The sequence below is a fragment of the Pseudorhizobium halotolerans genome, assembly GCF_902153235.2.
GTDB lineage: Bacteria > Pseudomonadota > Alphaproteobacteria > Rhizobiales > Rhizobiaceae > Neorhizobium > Neorhizobium flavum.
The window spans coordinates 83318-99945 of the sequence record NZ_CABFWE030000008.1 but is presented as its reverse complement, the minus strand read 5'-3'; the positions used below and the strand labels follow the sequence as shown (position 1 = coordinate 99945).

At 62.8% G+C, this 16628-nt stretch carries 17 protein-coding genes; 10 read left to right on the top strand and 7 right to left on the bottom strand.

Translation table 11 applies throughout. The annotated features are described in order from the left end of the window. Positions 1–8: 8 nt before the first annotated feature. The 3 genes from FN060_RS14545 to FN060_RS14535 all read left to right on the top strand — a co-directional run bounded on the left by FN060_RS14545 (position 9) and on the right by FN060_RS14535 (position 3818). A complete protein-coding gene (locus FN060_RS14545) occupies positions 9–1991 on the top strand; it encodes a putative bifunctional diguanylate cyclase/phosphodiesterase (RefSeq protein ID WP_142588873.1) in 1983 nt (660 codons plus the stop codon). 273 nt (positions 1992–2264) lie between these two features. Continuing rightward, on the top strand, positions 2265–2960 hold the full coding sequence (locus FN060_RS14540; RefSeq protein ID WP_142588732.1) for an Ntn hydrolase family protein: 696 nt from the start codon (positions 2265–2267) through the stop codon (positions 2958–2960). Positions 2961–3077: 117 nt separating this feature from the next. Continuing rightward, positions 3078–3818 carry an MOSC domain-containing protein gene (locus FN060_RS14535; protein ID WP_142588731.1) on the top strand — a complete coding sequence of 247 codons (741 nt, stop codon included), beginning with the start codon at positions 3078–3080 and terminating at the stop codon, positions 3816–3818. Here the strand turns inward: FN060_RS14535 and FN060_RS14530 are convergent. Further along, positions 3803–5488: an FAD/NAD(P)-binding protein gene (locus FN060_RS14530; protein ID WP_142588730.1), complete on the bottom strand. Its 1686-nt coding sequence runs from the start codon at positions 5486–5488 to the stop codon at positions 3803–3805. The two genes, FN060_RS14535 and FN060_RS14530, sit on opposite strands and share 16 nt — an antisense overlap. 94 nt (positions 5489–5582) lie before the next feature. Beyond that, on the bottom strand, positions 5583–6548 hold the full coding sequence (gene corA / locus FN060_RS14525) for a magnesium/cobalt transporter CorA (protein WP_142588729.1): 966 nt from the start codon (positions 6546–6548) through the stop codon (positions 5583–5585). Between the two features lie 181 nt (positions 6549–6729). On the opposite strand from corA, the gene FN060_RS14520 reads away from it, so the two are divergent. Beyond that, entirely contained in the window at positions 6730–6885 is a 156-nt protein-coding gene (locus FN060_RS14520) for a hypothetical protein (RefSeq protein ID WP_183949921.1), read from the top strand. Between the two features lie 11 nt (positions 6886–6896). On the opposite strand, the gene FN060_RS14515 is transcribed toward FN060_RS14520, so the two are convergent. Further along, a complete protein-coding gene (locus FN060_RS14515) occupies positions 6897–7400 on the bottom strand; it encodes a GNAT family N-acetyltransferase (RefSeq protein WP_142588872.1) in 504 nt (167 codons plus the stop codon). A gap of 76 nt (positions 7401–7476) precedes the next feature. On the opposite strand from FN060_RS14515, the gene FN060_RS14510 reads away from it, so the two are divergent. Beyond that, on the top strand, positions 7477–7983 hold the full coding sequence (locus tag FN060_RS14510; RefSeq protein ID WP_142588728.1) for a hypothetical protein: 507 nt from the start codon (positions 7477–7479) through the stop codon (positions 7981–7983). Here the strand turns inward: FN060_RS14510 and trhA are convergent. The 3 genes from trhA to FN060_RS14495 form a co-directional block, all read right to left on the bottom strand. Further along, positions 7958–8626, bottom strand: coding sequence for a PAQR family membrane homeostasis protein TrhA (gene trhA / locus FN060_RS14505; RefSeq protein WP_142588727.1), 669 nt, complete (start codon positions 8624–8626; stop codon positions 7958–7960). The two genes, FN060_RS14510 and trhA, sit on opposite strands and share 26 nt — an antisense overlap. Positions 8627–8713: 87 nt before the next feature. Continuing rightward, a complete protein-coding gene (locus FN060_RS14500; RefSeq protein ID WP_077547697.1) occupies positions 8714–9034 on the bottom strand; it encodes a TraR/DksA family transcriptional regulator in 321 nt (106 codons plus the stop codon). A gap of 38 nt (positions 9035–9072) precedes the next feature. Next, on the bottom strand, positions 9073–9483 hold the full coding sequence (locus FN060_RS14495) for a universal stress protein (protein WP_142588726.1): 411 nt from the start codon (positions 9481–9483) through the stop codon (positions 9073–9075). 198 nt (positions 9484–9681) lie between these two features. On the opposite strand from FN060_RS14495, the gene FN060_RS14490 reads away from it, so the two are divergent. The 5 genes from FN060_RS14490 (at position 9682) to FN060_RS14470 (ending at position 15793) form a co-directional block, all read left to right on the top strand. After that, a complete protein-coding gene (locus FN060_RS14490; RefSeq protein WP_142588725.1) occupies positions 9682–10542 on the top strand; it encodes a VOC family protein in 861 nt (286 codons plus the stop codon). Positions 10543–10598: 56 nt separating this feature from the next. After that, positions 10599–11759, top strand: a complete 1161-nt coding sequence (locus FN060_RS14485; RefSeq protein WP_142588724.1) for an AI-2E family transporter — start codon at positions 10599–10601, stop codon at positions 11757–11759. A 94-nt stretch (positions 11760–11853) separates the two neighbouring features. Further along, on the top strand, positions 11854–13977 hold the full coding sequence (locus tag FN060_RS14480) for a S9 family peptidase (protein WP_142588723.1): 2124 nt from the start codon (positions 11854–11856) through the stop codon (positions 13975–13977). Positions 13978–14073: 96 nt separating this feature from the next. Beyond that, positions 14074–15333 carry a DUF2254 domain-containing protein gene (locus tag FN060_RS14475; protein WP_142588722.1) on the top strand — a complete coding sequence of 420 codons (1260 nt, stop codon included), beginning with the start codon at positions 14074–14076 and terminating at the stop codon, positions 15331–15333. A gap of 169 nt (positions 15334–15502) precedes the next feature. Further along, positions 15503–15793: a hypothetical protein gene (locus FN060_RS14470; RefSeq protein WP_077547692.1), complete on the top strand. Its 291-nt coding sequence runs from the start codon at positions 15503–15505 to the stop codon at positions 15791–15793. A gap of 51 nt (positions 15794–15844) precedes the next feature. On the opposite strand, the gene FN060_RS14465 is transcribed toward FN060_RS14470, so the two are convergent. After that, positions 15845–16597 (bottom strand): cation efflux transmembrane domain-containing protein, encoded by a 753-nt coding sequence (locus FN060_RS14465; protein WP_142588721.1) that lies wholly within the window; start codon positions 16595–16597, stop codon positions 15845–15847. Positions 16598–16628 lie beyond the last annotated feature (31 nt).

Here is a 16628-nt window from a genome sequence, read left to right as displayed (position 1 = left end):
AGGGCATGATGCACGTGTTAACCGATACGAGTGTGCCCACTGTCCGGCCGACGCTGTCGACCGAGCAGATGCGCAGCCTGTACCGACAGGAAAGCGAGGACGTACGGAAGAGGACGACACGGCATGGTCTGTGGGTCGCAGTCTTTTCCTACATCGCCTATTCGGGAACCGACTATCTCTTCATTCCCGACGTCGCATCGAACACGATCGCAGGCCGGCTGATCGTCGGAATCACTGCGCTTTGCGTTCTGGAGCTTATCCTGCGCCTCAAGGTCTCGGCCGACGCGCTCGACCTCTGGGCTGCACTGTCGGTGCTTGCGGGTTACGTCGTATGGCTTGTCACAGCCAACATGACCGGCGCCCTCGACGCATTTTCGTATTACATGGCATTCGGCGCCATCTTCATGATGAGCGTCAACCTGTTCTTCAGCTTCCGCTTTCCGCTCGCCCTCGCGTCGTCAGCGACGAACCTTTTGATCTTCATCGGTGCGCTCTACCTCTTCGAACCGATGCTGCTCCTCCACAAGCTGATCCTGGGCGCATTCTGCATCTCGTGCTTCATCTTCACCAGTTACGTGAACCTCCAGCTGAACCGGGAACGCTACAAGGTCTTCCTGAATGCCTATGAAGCGCGCCTGCAGCAGGAGGCAGCCGATGAGCGGGGCAAGGCACTGCTTGAGCTTTCGCACACGGATTCGCTGACGGGCCTGGAGAACCGCCGCGCTATCGACCAGCAATTGCGTCTCCATTGGCAAGACTGGCAAGGCCGGGACCAATGTTTTTCGGTGCTGCTCGTCGATGTGGACTTCTTCAAGCGCTACAATGATTTCTACGGACATCAGGAGGGCGATCGCTGCCTGATCGCGGTGTCCAAGAGACTCGCAGAAATTGCCGCCTCCCATGGCGCCGTGATCGGCCGCTACGGGGGTGAAGAGTTCATCCTTATCCTGCGAATAGCCAACGCCGATCAGTCGATCCGGCTTGCAGAGGATCTGTGCGCCGCGGTCCATGCGATGGCATGGCCTCACACCTGCCGGCGCGACGGCACCTCCGTGGTCACCGTCAGTGTCGGCGTGTCCAATACCCGCGCCCAGACCAAACAGCTGGAGAAGATCATCCACGAGGCTGACCGGGCCCTCTATGCCGCCAAGGCAAATGGCCGCAACTGCCTGAAGGTCTTCGATCCCGAAGATCCGCAGCACGGCGACGAGAGCGAGAATATCGCAGCCATCCTGCGGATCGCGCTCGAGCAGCGCCTCGTCTCCCTCGTCTACCAGCCGATCCGCAACGTCCAGACGGGCGCCCTGGACGGTGCAGAAGCCCTGATGCGCATGAAGATGCCCGACGGCACGTCGATCATGCCGGGGACCTTCATCCCGGTCGCGGAAAGAACAGGCGCGATCATCGAACTCGGTCGCTGGGCCATCCGCACGGTCTGCAAGGAAATGCTGGCCACCAACAAGGTCAAGGTCGCCAGCGTCAATGTCTCCCCAAGCGAACTGAAGATGCCCGGGTTTTCAACCTACGTGGCAGCGACCTTGGCGGAATACGGCCTAGTCGGGACGCGCCTTGCGTTCGAGATCACCGAGGGCGTCGAACTGGACGTGGACACGGACGTGGTTCGCTGCATCAGCGAGCTGAAGAGACTGGGCGTCCAGATTTGGCTTGACGATTTCGGCACCGGGTTTGCCGGGCTGTCGTGGCTGCGGATGATCGAGTTCGACACCGTCAAGATCGACCGCTCCTTCCTTCACGACTGCGAGACGGAGCGCGGACGAAGGATGATGCGCGACATCATCAGCCTCCTGCGCCATCGCGGCCTCAGGATCCTCGTCGAAGGCGTGGAGACCGAGGAGCAGGAGACGCTGATGCGACAGTACGGGATCGACCAAATCCAGGGCTATCACGTTGGCCGGCCGGAACCGGCAAGGCGCTTCGGAAATTTGGGCTGGCTCCCGTCTCCGGCCGCTGCCGGGCTCTCGTCCGCGTAGTTTTTGCGGCAGCGCCCAAGCCTGTGGCGTACAAGCAGTGAAACGCTATCCTCCCACAGCATCCGTCCGCGACCGCCGATGAAGGGCCTGTAGGCACCATTGCTGCGCAAACGGGTGGTCAAATGGAACGCTCCGGGGGCCGAAGGCGTATAGGTGGGGCTGACAATGCGACCCGCCGTATTGCTTGATCGTCGCGGCATGAATGTACGGGCCACCACCGATGCGGCTCCGACAGGAATGTCCAAGATACCTATAGCTTGAAAGGACTGCTAGATGACTGTCGTGCTTGCCACCGTATGCGAAGATGGAGTGGTGATCGGCTCGGACTCGCAGATCACCGACAAGGGGCGCGGCATGACATATCCCGCGGAGAAGCTTCACCCCCTGGGCGATACGGCGGCCTGGGGCGGCAGTGGCGCGCGATCCGTGCTAACGGATGTAAAACGCTGTTTCAACGAGAAGAGCGCGGCGATCCTGGAAGCACCCGATATCGGTCGTGCGTTGCAGGCACAGGTTCTGCCCATCCTTCGCCATCACTACGATACCTTCATTCCCGACGTGCCGGGAGGGGAAGGCGGAGGCACGCCATCGGCTTATGTGATGGCCGCCGGATGGCGGGACGGCGAGCCGTGGATCATCGAAATCACACCCTCCGGCATGATTGGGCATTATGCCGATATCGGCTTTCACGCCATCGGCAGCGGTGCAGCCATGGCCCAGCAGGCCGGTTCGCTGCTCTCCCACTTTCGCCTCGGCCAGCGGTCGGTGCGTTTCGGCTGCGCAGCGGTCCTGCGCGTGCTGCACGCGCTCGACCTCACCTCCGCCAGCGTCGGCAAGCCGTTCAGCCTGTGCCGGATCGATGCGAAAGGCGCCCACCATCTCAGCGACGAGGAGATCGAGGAGGTTGGCGAGGTGGTCCGCAAGTGGGAGGAAGCCGAACAGGCTGTGATCGCGAAGCTATTCGACTGACCCTGCCGCATCGCCAGAGTGAGCTTGTCCCGATCCGGGTCGATCGCTCCGGACCCTCTCGTGGAACTCAAGCGCTCTCCGCGGCTTACCTGACCGCAGCGAGCGGATGAGGTAACGATGATCGAGATCGGGAGAGTTCTGGAAGTCTGGCGGTATCCGGTAAGTTCGCTCGGCGGCGAGCAGGTCGAGCATGTCGAGGTGTCGGCCGAGGGCGTCTCCGGTGACAGGTTGTTCGGGCTCTTCGACGGCACGACGGGACGCACGGCGTCGCCAGAACAGGAGCCTCGCTGGCGGCCGGCCCTGTTCCTTTCAGCTCAAAGCGGAGAAAACGGCATTCCCTTCATCAGATTTCCGGATGGGTCTGCCATCCGGGTGGACGATCCAGCGATCATGGACCCGCTTGCCGCCCATTTCGGCTTTCCTGCCGGCGTCGGTGCCTACCGGCCGGGCGGCAATGGCGTGGAACTGCGGCTGCCGATCGTCTCTAACCGCTACACGCCCCTGCCCATGCACCTCCTGACGACCGCTTCCCTTCGTCGCCTAACCGAGGCGGGCGGCTTCCCTGCCATTGACCGGCGGCGTTTCCGACCCACTCTGCTGATCGAGACGCACGAAGAAGAGGGGTTCGTCGAGACAACTTGGGTCGGCCAAAGGCTCAGAATTGGAGATGTCCAGATCGAAGTAACGGAACCAACGCGGCGTTGCGGCATGACCCTTACTGCCCAGCCGGGGATAAGCGAGGATCCGGCCATCCTGCGCACCATCATGCGCCACGCAAGCCGAAACCTCGGCGTCTACGCAACACCGCAGGAAAAGGCCGTGATCCGGGCCGGTGACCCCGTCTATGCCGGAAGCTGAAGCAGGGCCGGTCGCTCGCCCTGCTCAACGTCGGCGAGGATGGCCGAGGCGACCGTTTCACCAATCTCGCAGGCGCTGGTAATGCCCTGCACGAAGGGCTGCTTGTGCAGGAGGAAGGCGATCGCCGCGCAGTAAAGCCTGTTGCTGAGCGGCTCGGCCAAATTTGGACGATAATATTCGTCCACGTCCAGTCCTCCGGTACGCACGACATCCGCCGGCTCATTGCCCATCACAAGCGCCTGCGCCTTCGGGGTTGTCGACTTACGCACACCGCCCTGCGCGACAAGCGTCGGGAATGGCAGATCGGTGGCGGAGAGCGTTTCCTGGCCGGTCGCGTCGATGAAGGCATCGAAGTCTATCGCCTTGCCCCCGACGATCACTGCCGCGCCATGCTCCCGCTCCACGATCTCATAGTCCTTGCCAAGCTTGAGAATATCCAGCTTGCCGGCGCGCCGCAGCGCGAGCAGCCGCCGGATCGACATCAGCGGCACCGTCGCATAATCATCGACGAAGATGCTCTTGAAATGGCGATGGAAGCGCCGGAGGTTGCGCTCGTCGAGATGTGGCACGACGCGCGCTATGATCTCGTGGGTGATGAGGATGGCATAGCGCCACGGAACAGTGTGGCGTTGTTCACGATTGTATTCCGTCTCAGCCAGATTCCTGGCCGCCCAGACGAAGGGGTCGCTCTCGGTCCGCTCTGCGTAATAGGCTGGCGCGAACGTCTCAAGCTCCAGCTGCGAAAGACCGATCCTGGCTGCATAATCCGGATCGGCCGCGACGATTTCTGCGCGAAAGAGTTCGAAGACATCGTCAAGGAGGTCGTGACGGCCAGTGGCGATCAGCGCGTCGATGGCCTGCTCGGTGCAGGCCTGTGGCTTCAGATAGGGCAAGGGGCAGTAGAAATCTGCTTCCGGCAGCAAGCCCTTGCGGGACATCATGGTCACGTGGAAGTCCTCGGTACCGGCCGCCGGCTGGTATTGAAGCTCGCCCGCCGCATCGAAGCAGAAGGCGCCGCGGGCGGTCGCAACCGTCATCAGCGCGTCGATGGCGCTGAGCGAAGTCCCCAGGATTCCGACCGGGCCGTTGCCGATCCCCGCGAGCGCCGTTGCAGGCCAGGGCGAGACGAAATAGCCGGGTCGGATTTCGGTTCGCTCAGGCCAATTATGGCCGGTCGCCATAACGACATGGTCGAAGACGGCATCGAATTTCGCACCGTCACCGCGCTGCACAGTCAGGCGGATGTCCTGGGGCTGCAGAGCGATGTCGATGACCCTGTGGCGCTCCAGCACCTCGATCTGGTGGCCGTTCTCCTTCCCCGCCGCGACAATCCGCAGGAACTGCGAGCGCATGTATTCGCCAAGGACGACGCGGGGATAGAATTCCCGTTCGTCAATCGCCTCGCGAGGGATGGAATAGCGCGCCAGATCCTCGTCGGATTGCCGCTCGAGCCACTGCACCAGGGTCTCGATCAGGGCCGGGAACTCGATGCTGGGAATATTGGACAGCATGGCCGGGTCGTTGATGTCGGGATGGTAGGGCGTTCCCTTGCCCGGCTCGGCTTCCGCCTCGTAGACCGTAATCGCAAGCGGCGTCGCCGAGCTAACGAGATTCTTGAGGGTATAGAGGCCCGTTGGACCACACCCGATCACTGCAATTCTGGGAGCCATCACTGTCCTACCCCGCCACCCGGAGAGCAGGATGCCCTCTGGCTCCCTACAATGTGCGGCGAGGCTGCTTGTTCCGGCCCCTTCTCCCTCCCCGTCAGAGCCAGCCGGTCCGCTTGAAGCGGTAGTACAGGATTCCGCAGAGCGCGGCGATGACGGCGATCACCACATAGTAGCCGTAGCGGGTCGACAGTTCAGGCATGTTCTCGAAGTTCATGCCGTAGATGCCGGCGATCGCGGTGGGTACGGCGAGGATCGCGGCCCAGGCGGCGAGCTGGCGGGTGATCGCGCCCTGCCGCTGCTGCTCCAGGAGGTTGGAGGCTTCGAAGACGGAGGTGATGACTTCGCGCAAGCCGCCGACCATCCCTTCCACCCGACTGACATGATCATGCACATCGCGGAAGAACGGCCTGACGTTCTCGTCGATACAGGGCAGATCGAGATGGACGAGCTTGCTGGTGACGTCCGACATCGGCCCCAGGATGCGCCCGAAGAGGATCAGTTGCCGTCGCAGCCTGAACAGGCGGCGGATCTGCTCGCGCTCCAGGAAGGAGGCGAGCATGTGCTTTTCCATCTTCAGCACCTTGTCCTCGATTTCCTGCACCACCGGCAGATAGCCGTCGACGATGAAGTCGAGGATGGCGTGGAGGACGTAGTCCGGGCCCTGCGAGAGAAGCTGGGGCGATGCCTCGAGTTGCGACCGCAGATCGGTGTGGGCGCGGGCGGAGCCGTGCCGCACCGTGATGATGTGCTGCCGACCGACAAAGATGGCGGTCTCGCCATAGCGGATCTTGTCGCCGTCCAGATGGGCGGTCTTGGCGATCACGAACAACTGGTCGCCATACACTTCCACCTTCGGCACCTGGTGAGCCTTCAGGGCGTCCTCCACGGCGAGCTGGTGGAGGCCGTAGGTTGCAGCCAGTCCCTCGATCTCGCTCGGGACCGGCTCATGAAGCCCGATCCAGGCGAAGTCGTGCCCCTCCAGCAGCGGAGGCGTTCCATTGACGGTTACCGGCTCACCTCGTCTGCCATTGCGGTACACGAACGATGCTATGACTGGCATGATGATCCTTGCAGGCGGGAATGGACGAGGGCGGGAAGATAGGACAAGTGCACAGCCGCTCCAAGCCCGCCATTTCACCGGGGGAGGCAGGCGGCCGTTCCTGCAATTCCCGCTGGGAATTGCATCAGACAAGCCTTAACTTCTGCCGCGTAAGAGGGGAGCGATAGCTGCAGGGAGCAAGATGTCCAACGTCGTCCAGTTCAAGAAGCCGCCGAAGCCGCCGGAACCGAAAAAGCCGAACCCGGGCCTGCGGAAACTCCTCACCCTGCTTGGCGTCGTGGCCGCCCTCGTCGCCACGTGGGCCTATTTCCAGTATGTCGGCGGAGAACCCGGCTAGACCCTGCTCAATCATACTGCGGGGGGCACGCGCAGTTCGAGGCAGGTGAGATCGAGCCACCGGCCGAATTTCGTGCCGACCTCGGAAAAGGTCCCGACATTGCGGAAGCCCAGGCTCTCGTGGAGCCGGATCGACGCTGCATTGCCGGCCTCCACGCAGCCGATCATCACATGGATGTCCCGCTCGCCGGCGACCCGGACCAGCGCCTGCATCAGGTCGCGACCGAGGCCTGCTCCACGATGGTCCTTGTGGACATAGACAGAATGTTCAACGGAATGGCGAAATCCGTCAAAGGCCCGCCAGTCCCCATAGGAGGCGTAGCCCGCGACAGTGCCGCCGACATCAGCCACCAGGACCGGGAAATTGCGCGCCTGGCGCGCCCGGAACCAGTCGCGGCGATTGACGAGATCCACCTGCGTGTCGTTCCAGATCGCCGTGGTGTTGGCCACGGCGTCGTTGTAGATATCCATGATGGCGGGAAGATCGGCTTCGCTGGCGTCGCGGATGAGCGGCATGGATGCTGTAGCCCCGGTAAGGTGGTCGATGACCGTCCCTATACCGGCATCGGCGGAGTGTCCATTGGGGAGAAACATGCACAGATCCTTACTGGCGGCAGGCATGATGCTCGTGCTTGCCAGCACCGCCGAGGCGCAGTGGCGAACCTACGAGAACGAGCGGCACGGCTATCGTCTCCACGTCCCTCCCGGTGCCGAACAGCCCGTTCTCTCCGACAGCGGGGACGGAGTGACCTATTCCGTCGAGCACGGTCAGTTACGGGTCCATGGCACGATCCTGATGGGACGGGCATTCGAGGAAGAAGCGAGAGGCCGGCTCGACGCCGCGGTCGCCGAGGGCTGGCGGGTGAATTACGAGAACATCGAGCCGCGCACGGCTACCTTCGACATGTCCGGGGACGGGATCATCCGGTACGTCCACGGAATCGAGATCTGCGACGGTGCCGCGGCTTTCTTCGAGTACGACTATCACCGCTGGGACGTGAAACTGCTCCGCCCCATCTTCAAGCACATGGCGGCAAGCCTGCAGGCAACCGGTGCCTGTGCCGGAGACACGGCTAGAATCCCGTACCCGACAGACTGAAACTGGTGATCACCGCGCCGTAATGCACGGCGGAGGCAGCGACCACGAAAGCGTGCCAGATGGCGTTCTGGAAGCGCAGCCGCTCCCAGACGTGGAAGATGACGCCCAGCGAATAGATGATACCGCCGGCGACGATCAGCCAGACGGTGATGGTCGGGAGGTATTGCGAGATCGGCACGGCGACGATGACGCCGCTCCATCCCATGGCGAGGTAGAGGAGGATCGCCAGCCGGTCGTATCGGCCGGGAAACAGGCATTTCAGGGTTATCCCGCCGATCGCAGTCAGCCAGATCGCGACGAGCATGAAGAGGATCAGCGGGTCGTGGGTCCCGCGCACAAGAAAGGGGGTATAGGTCGCCGCGATCAATATGAAGATGGCCGAATGGTCGAGACGGCGCAGGATCCACTTGGTGCGGGAATGCGGCCAGATATTGTAGGTAAACGAGATCGACAGACAGAGAAGCAGGCCCAGCCCGTAAACCCAGGCGGCTGCGATCTCGCCGAGGCTGGCCCAGAGGGTCGCATAGAAGATCAGCGCCGTGACGCCGATCAGCGCCAGCACGATGCCGATCCCATGGACGATACCATCGGCGACAATCTCGTTGAAATCGTATTTCCGTCCAAAGTTGAACAACTCGCTCATGCAATCCTCCCGGCACCAGTCCGACAAAAATGATCGCACAGGCGCCGCGAGGCAAGAGGCTGTTGATTCAAAAAGAATTTCAACCTGTCAAAGAGCGGCCGCGCAGGTCTTGCAGAACGGCGTATGCGGAACGACGTCGAGTCGCTCCTCGGAAATCGGGTCGCCACACTTCACGCAGGTTCCGAAGGTACCCGCCGCAATCCGGCCGAGTGCGGCATCGATCGCGGCGAGCTCCTTCTGGCCAGCTTCGCCGAGTTCTTCCAGGACCTCGTCATTGTTGCGTTCGACAGCGCGGTCGTCATCATCGGGATTGCGCGGCTGCTCGAAGTCCTCTTCGATCTTGTGCAGGCGGGTATCGAGTTCCCGCTTGCGCTCCGTCAGAATGGCCTTGTACCTGGCGATGTCCATCAATCAGTATCCTTCTCTCATTCTCATGTGATGCGGGCTCAGCGGTCCACGAGCACCGAGCACTGGGCGTGACGAACCACGCGGTCGGCCGTGGCGCCGAGGAAATAGTTGGAGAGGTCCGGACGGTGCGAGGCCAGGATGATGAGGTCGGCCTTGTGCTCTGCTGCCGCGGCCAGAAGCTCCCTCGCCGGCGCCCCCTGGCGCACTTCCAGCTCGGCATCGAGCCCGTGCCGCTTGCGAAGTTCATCCAGCTTCGCCTCCGCATCACGCCGGGCATCCAGCGAGATGCTGGCCGGCACTTCGGCGAGCACATAGCCGGGCAGGTCTTCCACCACACCGACGAGGAGGATCTTGCCACCCTCGCGACGCAGTTGCACCGCTCGCGGGACGATCCGTTCGGCTTTCTCGATGGCTGCGACGTCGACCGCGACGATGATCTTGCTGTACATGATGGGCTCCTTCGGTCCCGCGTTCTTCCAGTGCGTCCCAATCTTCGCCTTTTCGTCGACCCTGCATTGATCGGGATCAAGTTCGACAGAAGCATTGTCAACTTTCAATGAACGTCCTGTCCAGCATCGGCGATCTTTATTGAACGACCCTGAGCCGCCATATTGGTGCGAACAAGCCTCGCGCGCAGGAGAATTCCCATGACCGAAGGTTCGTCCTTTGCACTGACCACATCCGCCTTCGTCGACCACGTCGAACTGACGGTCGGCGATCTGTCCACCGTCTCTTCCTTCTACCAGCGAGTGATCGGCCTCTCGCCGATCGAGCAGCACGCCGGAGAGGATGTGCTGGGCGTCGGCGGCCGACCGCTGCTGACACTCACCGAAAGCCGCGACGCGGCCCCCGCGCCGCGGTCGGCGGCGGGCCTGTTCCACATCGCGTTCCTTCTGCCGACACGCGCCGACCTGGCACACTGGCTTTCCCATGCCGGCGAACAGAACGTGCGGCTCGAAGGGGCGTCCGACCACCTGGTGAGCGAGGCACTCTATCTTTCCGACCCGGAAGGCAACGGCATAGAGATCTATCGTGACCGCCGCCCGGACGAGTGGACCTACCACGACGACGGGACGGTCGAGATGGCGACGGAGCGGCTGGATCTACGGGCGCTGCTTGCGGAGACGCCCCACAAGCCGTTTGCGGGAATGGCGGATGGCACGGCGGTCGGCCATATCCACCTGCAGGTAGGAGATGTCGCGCAGGCAGAGGGCTTCTACCGCGACATTCTCGGCCTCAAGGTGATGGCGCATTATCCGGGCGCGAGCTTCATGGCAACGGGCGGCTATCATCATCATGTCGCCGCCAACATCTGGAACAGCCGCAAGGCGGAACCCAGGCAGAAAAACATGAGAGGGCTCGCCGGCTACCGGCTGCACTACAATGATATCGCCGCCTTTGAATCAACGCTTGCCAGCCTCCGGGAGAAGCAAATCCCGATGCAGCAAACGGACAAAGGCTGGGGGATCAGCGATCCGTGGAACATCGGCATCACCCTTTCGGCGTAACGTCCGGAACCGGTATTCGCGCCGCGCGTTGACGGCGCGCACCGGGGACTCGACACATGGCGACTTCAGACAGCGGCAGTGGCCGCAGGCCGATCAGGACAGCAGCAGACCTTGTGGTCGCAAAGGCCGAAAGCGCCAAGCTCGAGGACGAAGCCGATCCCACCGAATTCTCGCCGCTCGGCCGCGCCGCCCTCGAGGTGGCCGCCAGCTGGGCGCTGATCGGCCTCTTCTGTCTCGCCGGTCTGGCCCTCATCTCCTACATGAAGCTCGTCCTGATCCCGATCACGCTGGCAATCGTGGTGGGCATCATCCTCGGCATGGCCGCAGAACGGCTGGGGGAACTCGGCATCCCGCGCTTCGGTATCGCGATCACGCTGTCGTCTGCCGTGGCCGCCGTCATGTTCCTGATCGTCTATGCGCTGGCCGAGCCGGTCGCCTTCTTCATCAACAGCGGCCCGGCCCTCGTTGAACAGACGATAGACCGGATGCTTCCCTATCTGGAGCGGATGGAATGGCTGAACATCAGCGCAGCGACCTTCGAGACGGGGCCGATGTCGATGGAAAAGCTGCTGGAAAACAGTAGCAGCGTACTGGCGATCCTGAGCGCCAGCCTGGCTCCCGCCGTCATCCAGGCGATGATCTTCTTCGCGGCGCTGCTGCTCTTCCTCTATGGCCGCGTCAGGCTGAGGCGCACGGTCATCATGGCCTTCCCGCAGCGCAGGCAGCGGCTGATCGCCATCCGTGTCCTGAACTCGATGGAGGAGGTGCTCGGCTATTATTTTGCTACTGCAAGCATGCTCTATCTCGGCCTCGGCATATCGATGACCCTGATCGCCTATTTCGGCGGGCTGGCTGCACCGGCGATGTGGGGGATCTTCGCCTTCATCTCAAGCTTCATCCCCTATCTCGGCATTACGCTGATGACCTTCTCCGTGGCGCTCGGCGGGGTGCTGACGCATGACACGCTGATTATTGGCCTGATGCCCGCCTTCGTCTTCTTCATCGTGCACCTGATCATGGAGAACCTGATCTTTCCCGCCATCATGGGCCGCCAGTGGGAGATCAACCCCTTCCTGGTGTTCATTGCCATCATCTTCTGGACCTGGATGTGGGGCGCAGTCGGCGCCATGCTCGCCCTGCCGCTGTCGCTGATCGTCATGACGATCGCCAACGAACTGTTTCCGGAACGCCGCACGGTACCGCACCTCCCGGGGTAGTTAAGGGCGACCCGGCAAGCTCACGCCGACGCTTGCCTCCCGGCGACCCGCCACCTATCTGTGGCACTCCGTTTCCAAAAACCGGAGTGCTTCCTTGGCCGTCTCCCGCAAGCCCGTCTTCCAGAACCTGCCCTCCCCACCCGCCGCTGAAAAGAAACCCGTTTCGGACACGCGCCACGGGATCGCCCGCAGCGACGACTATGCCTGGATGCGGGCCGAGAACTGGCAGGCGATGTTCAAGGATCCGAGCCTGCTCGAACCGGAACTGCGGCGGCACCTGGAAGCGGAAAACGCCTATATGGAGGCCGCCATGGCCGACACGGTGGCGCTGCAGAAGACGCTGTTTGCCGAGATGAAGGGCCGGATCAAGGAGGATGATTCTTCCGTGCCGATGAAGGACGGCCCCTTCGCCTATGGCACCGCCTATGTGACCGGCGGCGAGCAGCCGCGCTACTTCCGCATCCCCCGCGACGCCGACCACAGGGATGAAGCGAGCCGCAAGCTGCTGCTCGACGGCGACAAGGAGGGCAGCGGCAAGGACTATTTCCGACTGGCAGGTCTCGACCACACGACCGACCACCGCTTCGGCATCTGGGGCTACGACGACAAGGGGTCGGAATATTTCACGTTGAGGATCCGCGATCTGGAAAGCGGCGAAGACCTCCCGGACGTGATCGAGAACACCGGTGGCGGCGGCGTCTGGGCACCTGACGGCAAGAGCTTCTTCTATACGCTGCAGGACGAGAATCACCGTCCATCCAAGGTCTTCCACCACATTGTAGGCCAGCCCCAGTCCCAAGACCGGCTGGTCTACGAGGAAAAGGATCCGGGCTTCTTCATGGGCGTCGGCGGGTCGCTGCTGGACGACTTCATCTATATCGACGTGCACGACCACGAGACCTCGGAATATCGCCTCCTCTCGACCAAGGACCTGATGGCGGAGCCGATGCTGGTGGCCGAGCGGGTCGAGGGCATCGAATATTCGATGACGGAGGGCGGCGACGTCTTCTACATCCTTACAAACGACGGCGGCGCCAAGGATTTCAAGATCATGGAAGCGCCCGTTGAGGCGCCGGGCAAGGCGAACTGGCGCGAGGTCGTGGCGCACCAGCCTGGGCGGCTGATCATCAGCCACATGGCCTTTGCCCGGCACCTCGTCTGGCTGCAGCGCAAGGACGGGCTGCCGCAGATCGTCATTCGCGACCGGCAGAGTGGCGAGGAGCATGCCATATCCTTCGCCGAGGAGGCTTATTCGCTTGGGCTGCAGGGTGCGGCGGAATACGAGACCGACGTCATCCGCTTCTCCTATTCGTCGATGACGACGCCCTCCCAGCTCTTCGACTACAATATGTCGACGCGCGAGCGGGTGCTTTTGAAGACGCAGGAAGTGCCGTCCGGGCATAATCCGGACGACTACGTCACCCGCCGGGTGATGGCGCCGGCGCATGACGGTGAGCTGGTGCCGGTCTCGCTGCTCTACCGCAAGGACGTGGCCCTTGACGGTACGGCGCCCTGCCTGCTCTACGGCTATGGCGCCTATGGGATAACGATCCCCGCGAGTTTCTCCACCAATGCACTGTCGCTCGCCGACCGCGGCTTCGTCTATGCCATCGCCCATATCCGCGGCGGCAAGGACAAGGGATTCGCCTGGTACGAAGACGGCAAGATGGAGAAGAAGCAGAACACATTCAGGGATTTCATCGCAGCGGCGGACCACCTGGTGAAGGAAAGCTTCACCTCCTACGAGAACATCATCGCCGAGGGCGGATCGGCGGGCGGGATGCTGATGGGGGCGATCGCCAACATGGCGCCGGAGAAGTTCGCCGGCATTATCGCTGCCGTTCCCTTCGTCGACGTGCTCAATACCATGCTCGACGACACGCTGCCGCTCACGCCGCCGGAATGGCCGGAATGGGGTAATCCGCTGGAGTCGGAAGAGGAGTACCAGTGGATCGCAGCCTACAGTCCCTATGACAATGTCGGCGCCAAGCCCTATCCGCCGATCCTGGCGCTTTCCGGCCTGACCGACCCGCGCGTCACCTACTGGGAGCCGACAAAGTGGATCGCCAGGTTGCGCGAGAAGGCGCCGGACGCCGGCCCCTACCTGCTGAAGACCAACATGGCGGCCGGCCACGGCGGCAAGTCCGGGCGATTCCAGCGGCTGGAGGAGATCGCCTTCGAATATGCCTTCGCCATCAAGGTGGCCGGGAAGATGTAGGCACCGCTGCCCATAGCCCGGTTGCGCTCCATGAGGCGGATGGAACTTCGGTACCCCTTGCCGAATTGACGTTGAAACTGAGCGGTGGGGACGGACATGATTTCGAGGCGGTGGTGGATCCTCGTGCGCTACCTGCGGCGGCTCTGGGTCCGCGCGGCAATCTATTGCCTCGTGGGTGTTGCGGTGGCCGTGGCGGCGATCCTCGCCGATCCGTACATGCCCTCCGACCTGCCGCGAAAGGTCGGTGCCGATGCAGTCGATTCCATCCTGTCGATCATCGCCTCCAGCATGCTGGCGGTGACGACCTTCTCCATGACCACCCTCGTCTCCGCCACGACCGCCGCCTCAACCAGCACCACGCCGCGCGCGACCTCCCTGCTTCTTGAGGATACGACTGCGCAGCGGGCGCTTTCCACCTTTCTCGGCAGCTTTCTCTTCTCTCTCGTCGGACTGATCGCGCTCAACACCGAGCTCTATGGAGCGGGCGGGAGGTTCATCCTTTTCATCGCGACGCTGGTCGTGGTGGTGCTGATCGTCGTCACCCTCCTGCAATGGATCGACCATCTTGCGGGCCTCGGGCGGGTCGGCGAGACGATCACCCGGGTGGAGAAAGCCGTCGCGCGGGCCTACCGGGCCCACCGGCGCACGCCCTATCTCGGCTGCGTTCCCTTGCTTCAGGACGTGCCTGACGGGGCAATCGAGATTCAGCATGACAGCGTCGGCTACCTGCAGCATCTCGATGTGAAGGCCCTTTCGGCCATTGCCGAGAAGGGTGACCTGGACATCTATGTGCGACGGCGGCCCGGCGGGCATTGCGATCCCTCCACACCCATCGCCTCCGTCGTCCTGCACGATGCAAGTGCCACCTATGATGCGGCGCTGACGGCAGGGATCCGGGCGGCCTTCACGCTCGGCGCGCGCCGGTCCTACGACCAGGACCCACGCTTCGGGCTGATCGCCCTGTCCGAGATCGGCTCGCGCGCCCTCTCCCCCGGCATCAACGATCCCGGAACCGCGATCGACGTTCTCGCCACGCTGGTGCGGGTGCTGGTTCCGGATGGCAAGGAGGAGCGGGACCGGGAGGACCGGGATATCTCCTACCCGCACGTCCACCTTCCACAGCTGCGGGAAGACGATCTCATCGACGCAGCCTTCATGCCGATATCGCGCGACGGGGCCGGTCTGGTTGAAGTGTCCATCCGCCTGCAGAAGGCGCTGGCGGCAGTTGCCGCGGCCGCGCATCCGGAGATGCGGCCTGCCGCGCGACGGCTCGCGGCGATCGCGCAGAGACGATCGCTGGAGAAGCTGGAATTCGAACTCGATCGGGAGCGTCTTGTGGCGGAGACGGGCCTCTGAGCGCCACGCCGACTGACGAGTGCATTGCACAACCCACGGACGCAAATCAGCGCATGCTGCTATTCACGAATCTGTCAAGGGCCTGATTCGCCCTACCCGCGTTCGAGGCAAGGTTCGCGCAAGGTTCCAACGTTAACCATTTATTAACGATTGAACCTAGGGGTCTTCCATGAAGATCGAGAGTGGCCTCAGCAGCTATAACTATCAGAGCCGGTCCTCCGACGTCGAGCGCCGGTCCGAGGAATCGGCACTGCGCGAGAATGAAGCGCCGACGAGATTGAGTGCTTCGACGGTCGAGAGCAGCACGCTGCTTTCCACCTCCCTCGCCAACGCGCTCTGGATCGTCGGCGATGGAAGCAAGACCGCCCGGGCCGAGCCCGAGACATCGCGCCCCTCCAGCGTTTCGCCGCGTGGCGAGGAATGGGTGGCGGAGCGTTACCGCGAGTTCGGCGAATTCTGATCTTCCTGCCTGCGGGTAGACGATAGCGGCCCGGAGGGCCGCATCGCTTCTTCATCGATGCACCTCACTGTTGGCCGTCGAATGGCTGTCACCGCAGCAAGCGGACGCGGCGCCACATGCACCTGCCTCCCTGTTCATCCCGCTTTCCGCATCATGGCTTTGACCCGCATGAGGATCGAGCGACACCGCGCCGCCTGATTGCCATTCCCGCCAGGACTGCTGCAGGATCTGGACCGAGGAGGACAGGAAGAGGCCTGCCATGATGGCGGCGACCGCGAGGTCGGGCCATGCCGTGGCCGTCCCCCAGACACCGAGTGCGGCGATCATGACGATGACATTGCCGATTGCATCGTTGCGGGAGCAGAGCCAGACCGAGCGGACATTGGCGTCGCCATCCTTGTAGTTCACCAGCAAGAGGACGCTCAGGAGATTGGCGGCAAGCGCAAGGAGGCCGATCACGCCCATGATCGGGGCCTCCGGGACGCCATTGTAGAAGAACCGCCAGATCGTCGAGCCGAAGACCCAGAGCCCCATCAGGAAGAGGCTGATTCCCTTGGCCGCAGCGGCGGTGGTGCGGACGCGGATCGAGGCGCCGATGACGGCGAGCGAGATCCCGTAGGTCACGGCATCGGCGAAGAAATCCAGCGCATCCGCCTGCAGCGCCTGCGAGCGCGCCATCTGGCCGGCCGTCATCTCGACCGCGAACATCGTTGCGTTGATGGCGATGACGGCCCAGAGCCGTCGTTTGTAGTCGGGCGAAAGCCCCTCGAACGTGCCGTGGTGATGGCCGCAGGATGCACTCATGATGTCACCTTCTCTTGTCTCGATGTCGGTG

What these genes read in the sequence shown, in the direction of transcription:
- FN060_RS14545 (WP_142588873.1), top strand. Translation starts at nt 9, where the DNA reads ATGCACGTGTTAACCGATACGAGTGTGCCCACTGTCCGGCCGACGCTG.
- FN060_RS14540 (WP_142588732.1), top strand. Translation starts at nt 2,265, where the DNA reads ATGACTGTCGTGCTTGCCACCGTATGCGAAGATGGAGTGGTGATCGGC.
- FN060_RS14535 (WP_142588731.1), top strand. Translation starts at nt 3,078, where the DNA reads ATGATCGAGATCGGGAGAGTTCTGGAAGTCTGGCGGTATCCGGTAAGT.
- FN060_RS14530 (WP_142588730.1), bottom strand. Translation starts at nt 5,488, where the DNA reads ATGGCTCCCAGAATTGCAGTGATCGGGTGTGGTCCAACGGGCCTCTAT.
- corA (WP_142588729.1), bottom strand. Translation starts at nt 6,548, where the DNA reads ATGCCAGTCATAGCATCGTTCGTGTACCGCAATGGCAGACGAGGTGAG.
- FN060_RS14520 (WP_183949921.1), top strand. Translation starts at nt 6,730, where the DNA reads ATGTCCAACGTCGTCCAGTTCAAGAAGCCGCCGAAGCCGCCGGAACCG.
- FN060_RS14515 (WP_142588872.1), bottom strand. Translation starts at nt 7,400, where the DNA reads ATGCCGCTCATCCGCGACGCCAGCGAAGCCGATCTTCCCGCCATCATG.
- FN060_RS14510 (WP_142588728.1), top strand. Translation starts at nt 7,477, where the DNA reads ATGCACAGATCCTTACTGGCGGCAGGCATGATGCTCGTGCTTGCCAGC.
- trhA (WP_142588727.1), bottom strand. Translation starts at nt 8,626, where the DNA reads ATGAGCGAGTTGTTCAACTTTGGACGGAAATACGATTTCAACGAGATT.
- FN060_RS14500 (WP_077547697.1), bottom strand. Translation starts at nt 9,034, where the DNA reads ATGGACATCGCCAGGTACAAGGCCATTCTGACGGAGCGCAAGCGGGAA.
- FN060_RS14495 (WP_142588726.1), bottom strand. Translation starts at nt 9,483, where the DNA reads ATGTACAGCAAGATCATCGTCGCGGTCGACGTCGCAGCCATCGAGAAA.
- FN060_RS14490 (WP_142588725.1), top strand. Translation starts at nt 9,682, where the DNA reads ATGACCGAAGGTTCGTCCTTTGCACTGACCACATCCGCCTTCGTCGAC.
- FN060_RS14485 (WP_142588724.1), top strand. Translation starts at nt 10,599, where the DNA reads ATGGCGACTTCAGACAGCGGCAGTGGCCGCAGGCCGATCAGGACAGCA.
- FN060_RS14475 (WP_142588722.1), top strand. Translation starts at nt 14,074, where the DNA reads ATGATTTCGAGGCGGTGGTGGATCCTCGTGCGCTACCTGCGGCGGCTC.
- FN060_RS14470 (WP_077547692.1), top strand. Translation starts at nt 15,503, where the DNA reads ATGAAGATCGAGAGTGGCCTCAGCAGCTATAACTATCAGAGCCGGTCC.
- FN060_RS14465 (WP_142588721.1), bottom strand. Translation starts at nt 16,597, where the DNA reads ATGAGTGCATCCTGCGGCCATCACCACGGCACGTTCGAGGGGCTTTCG.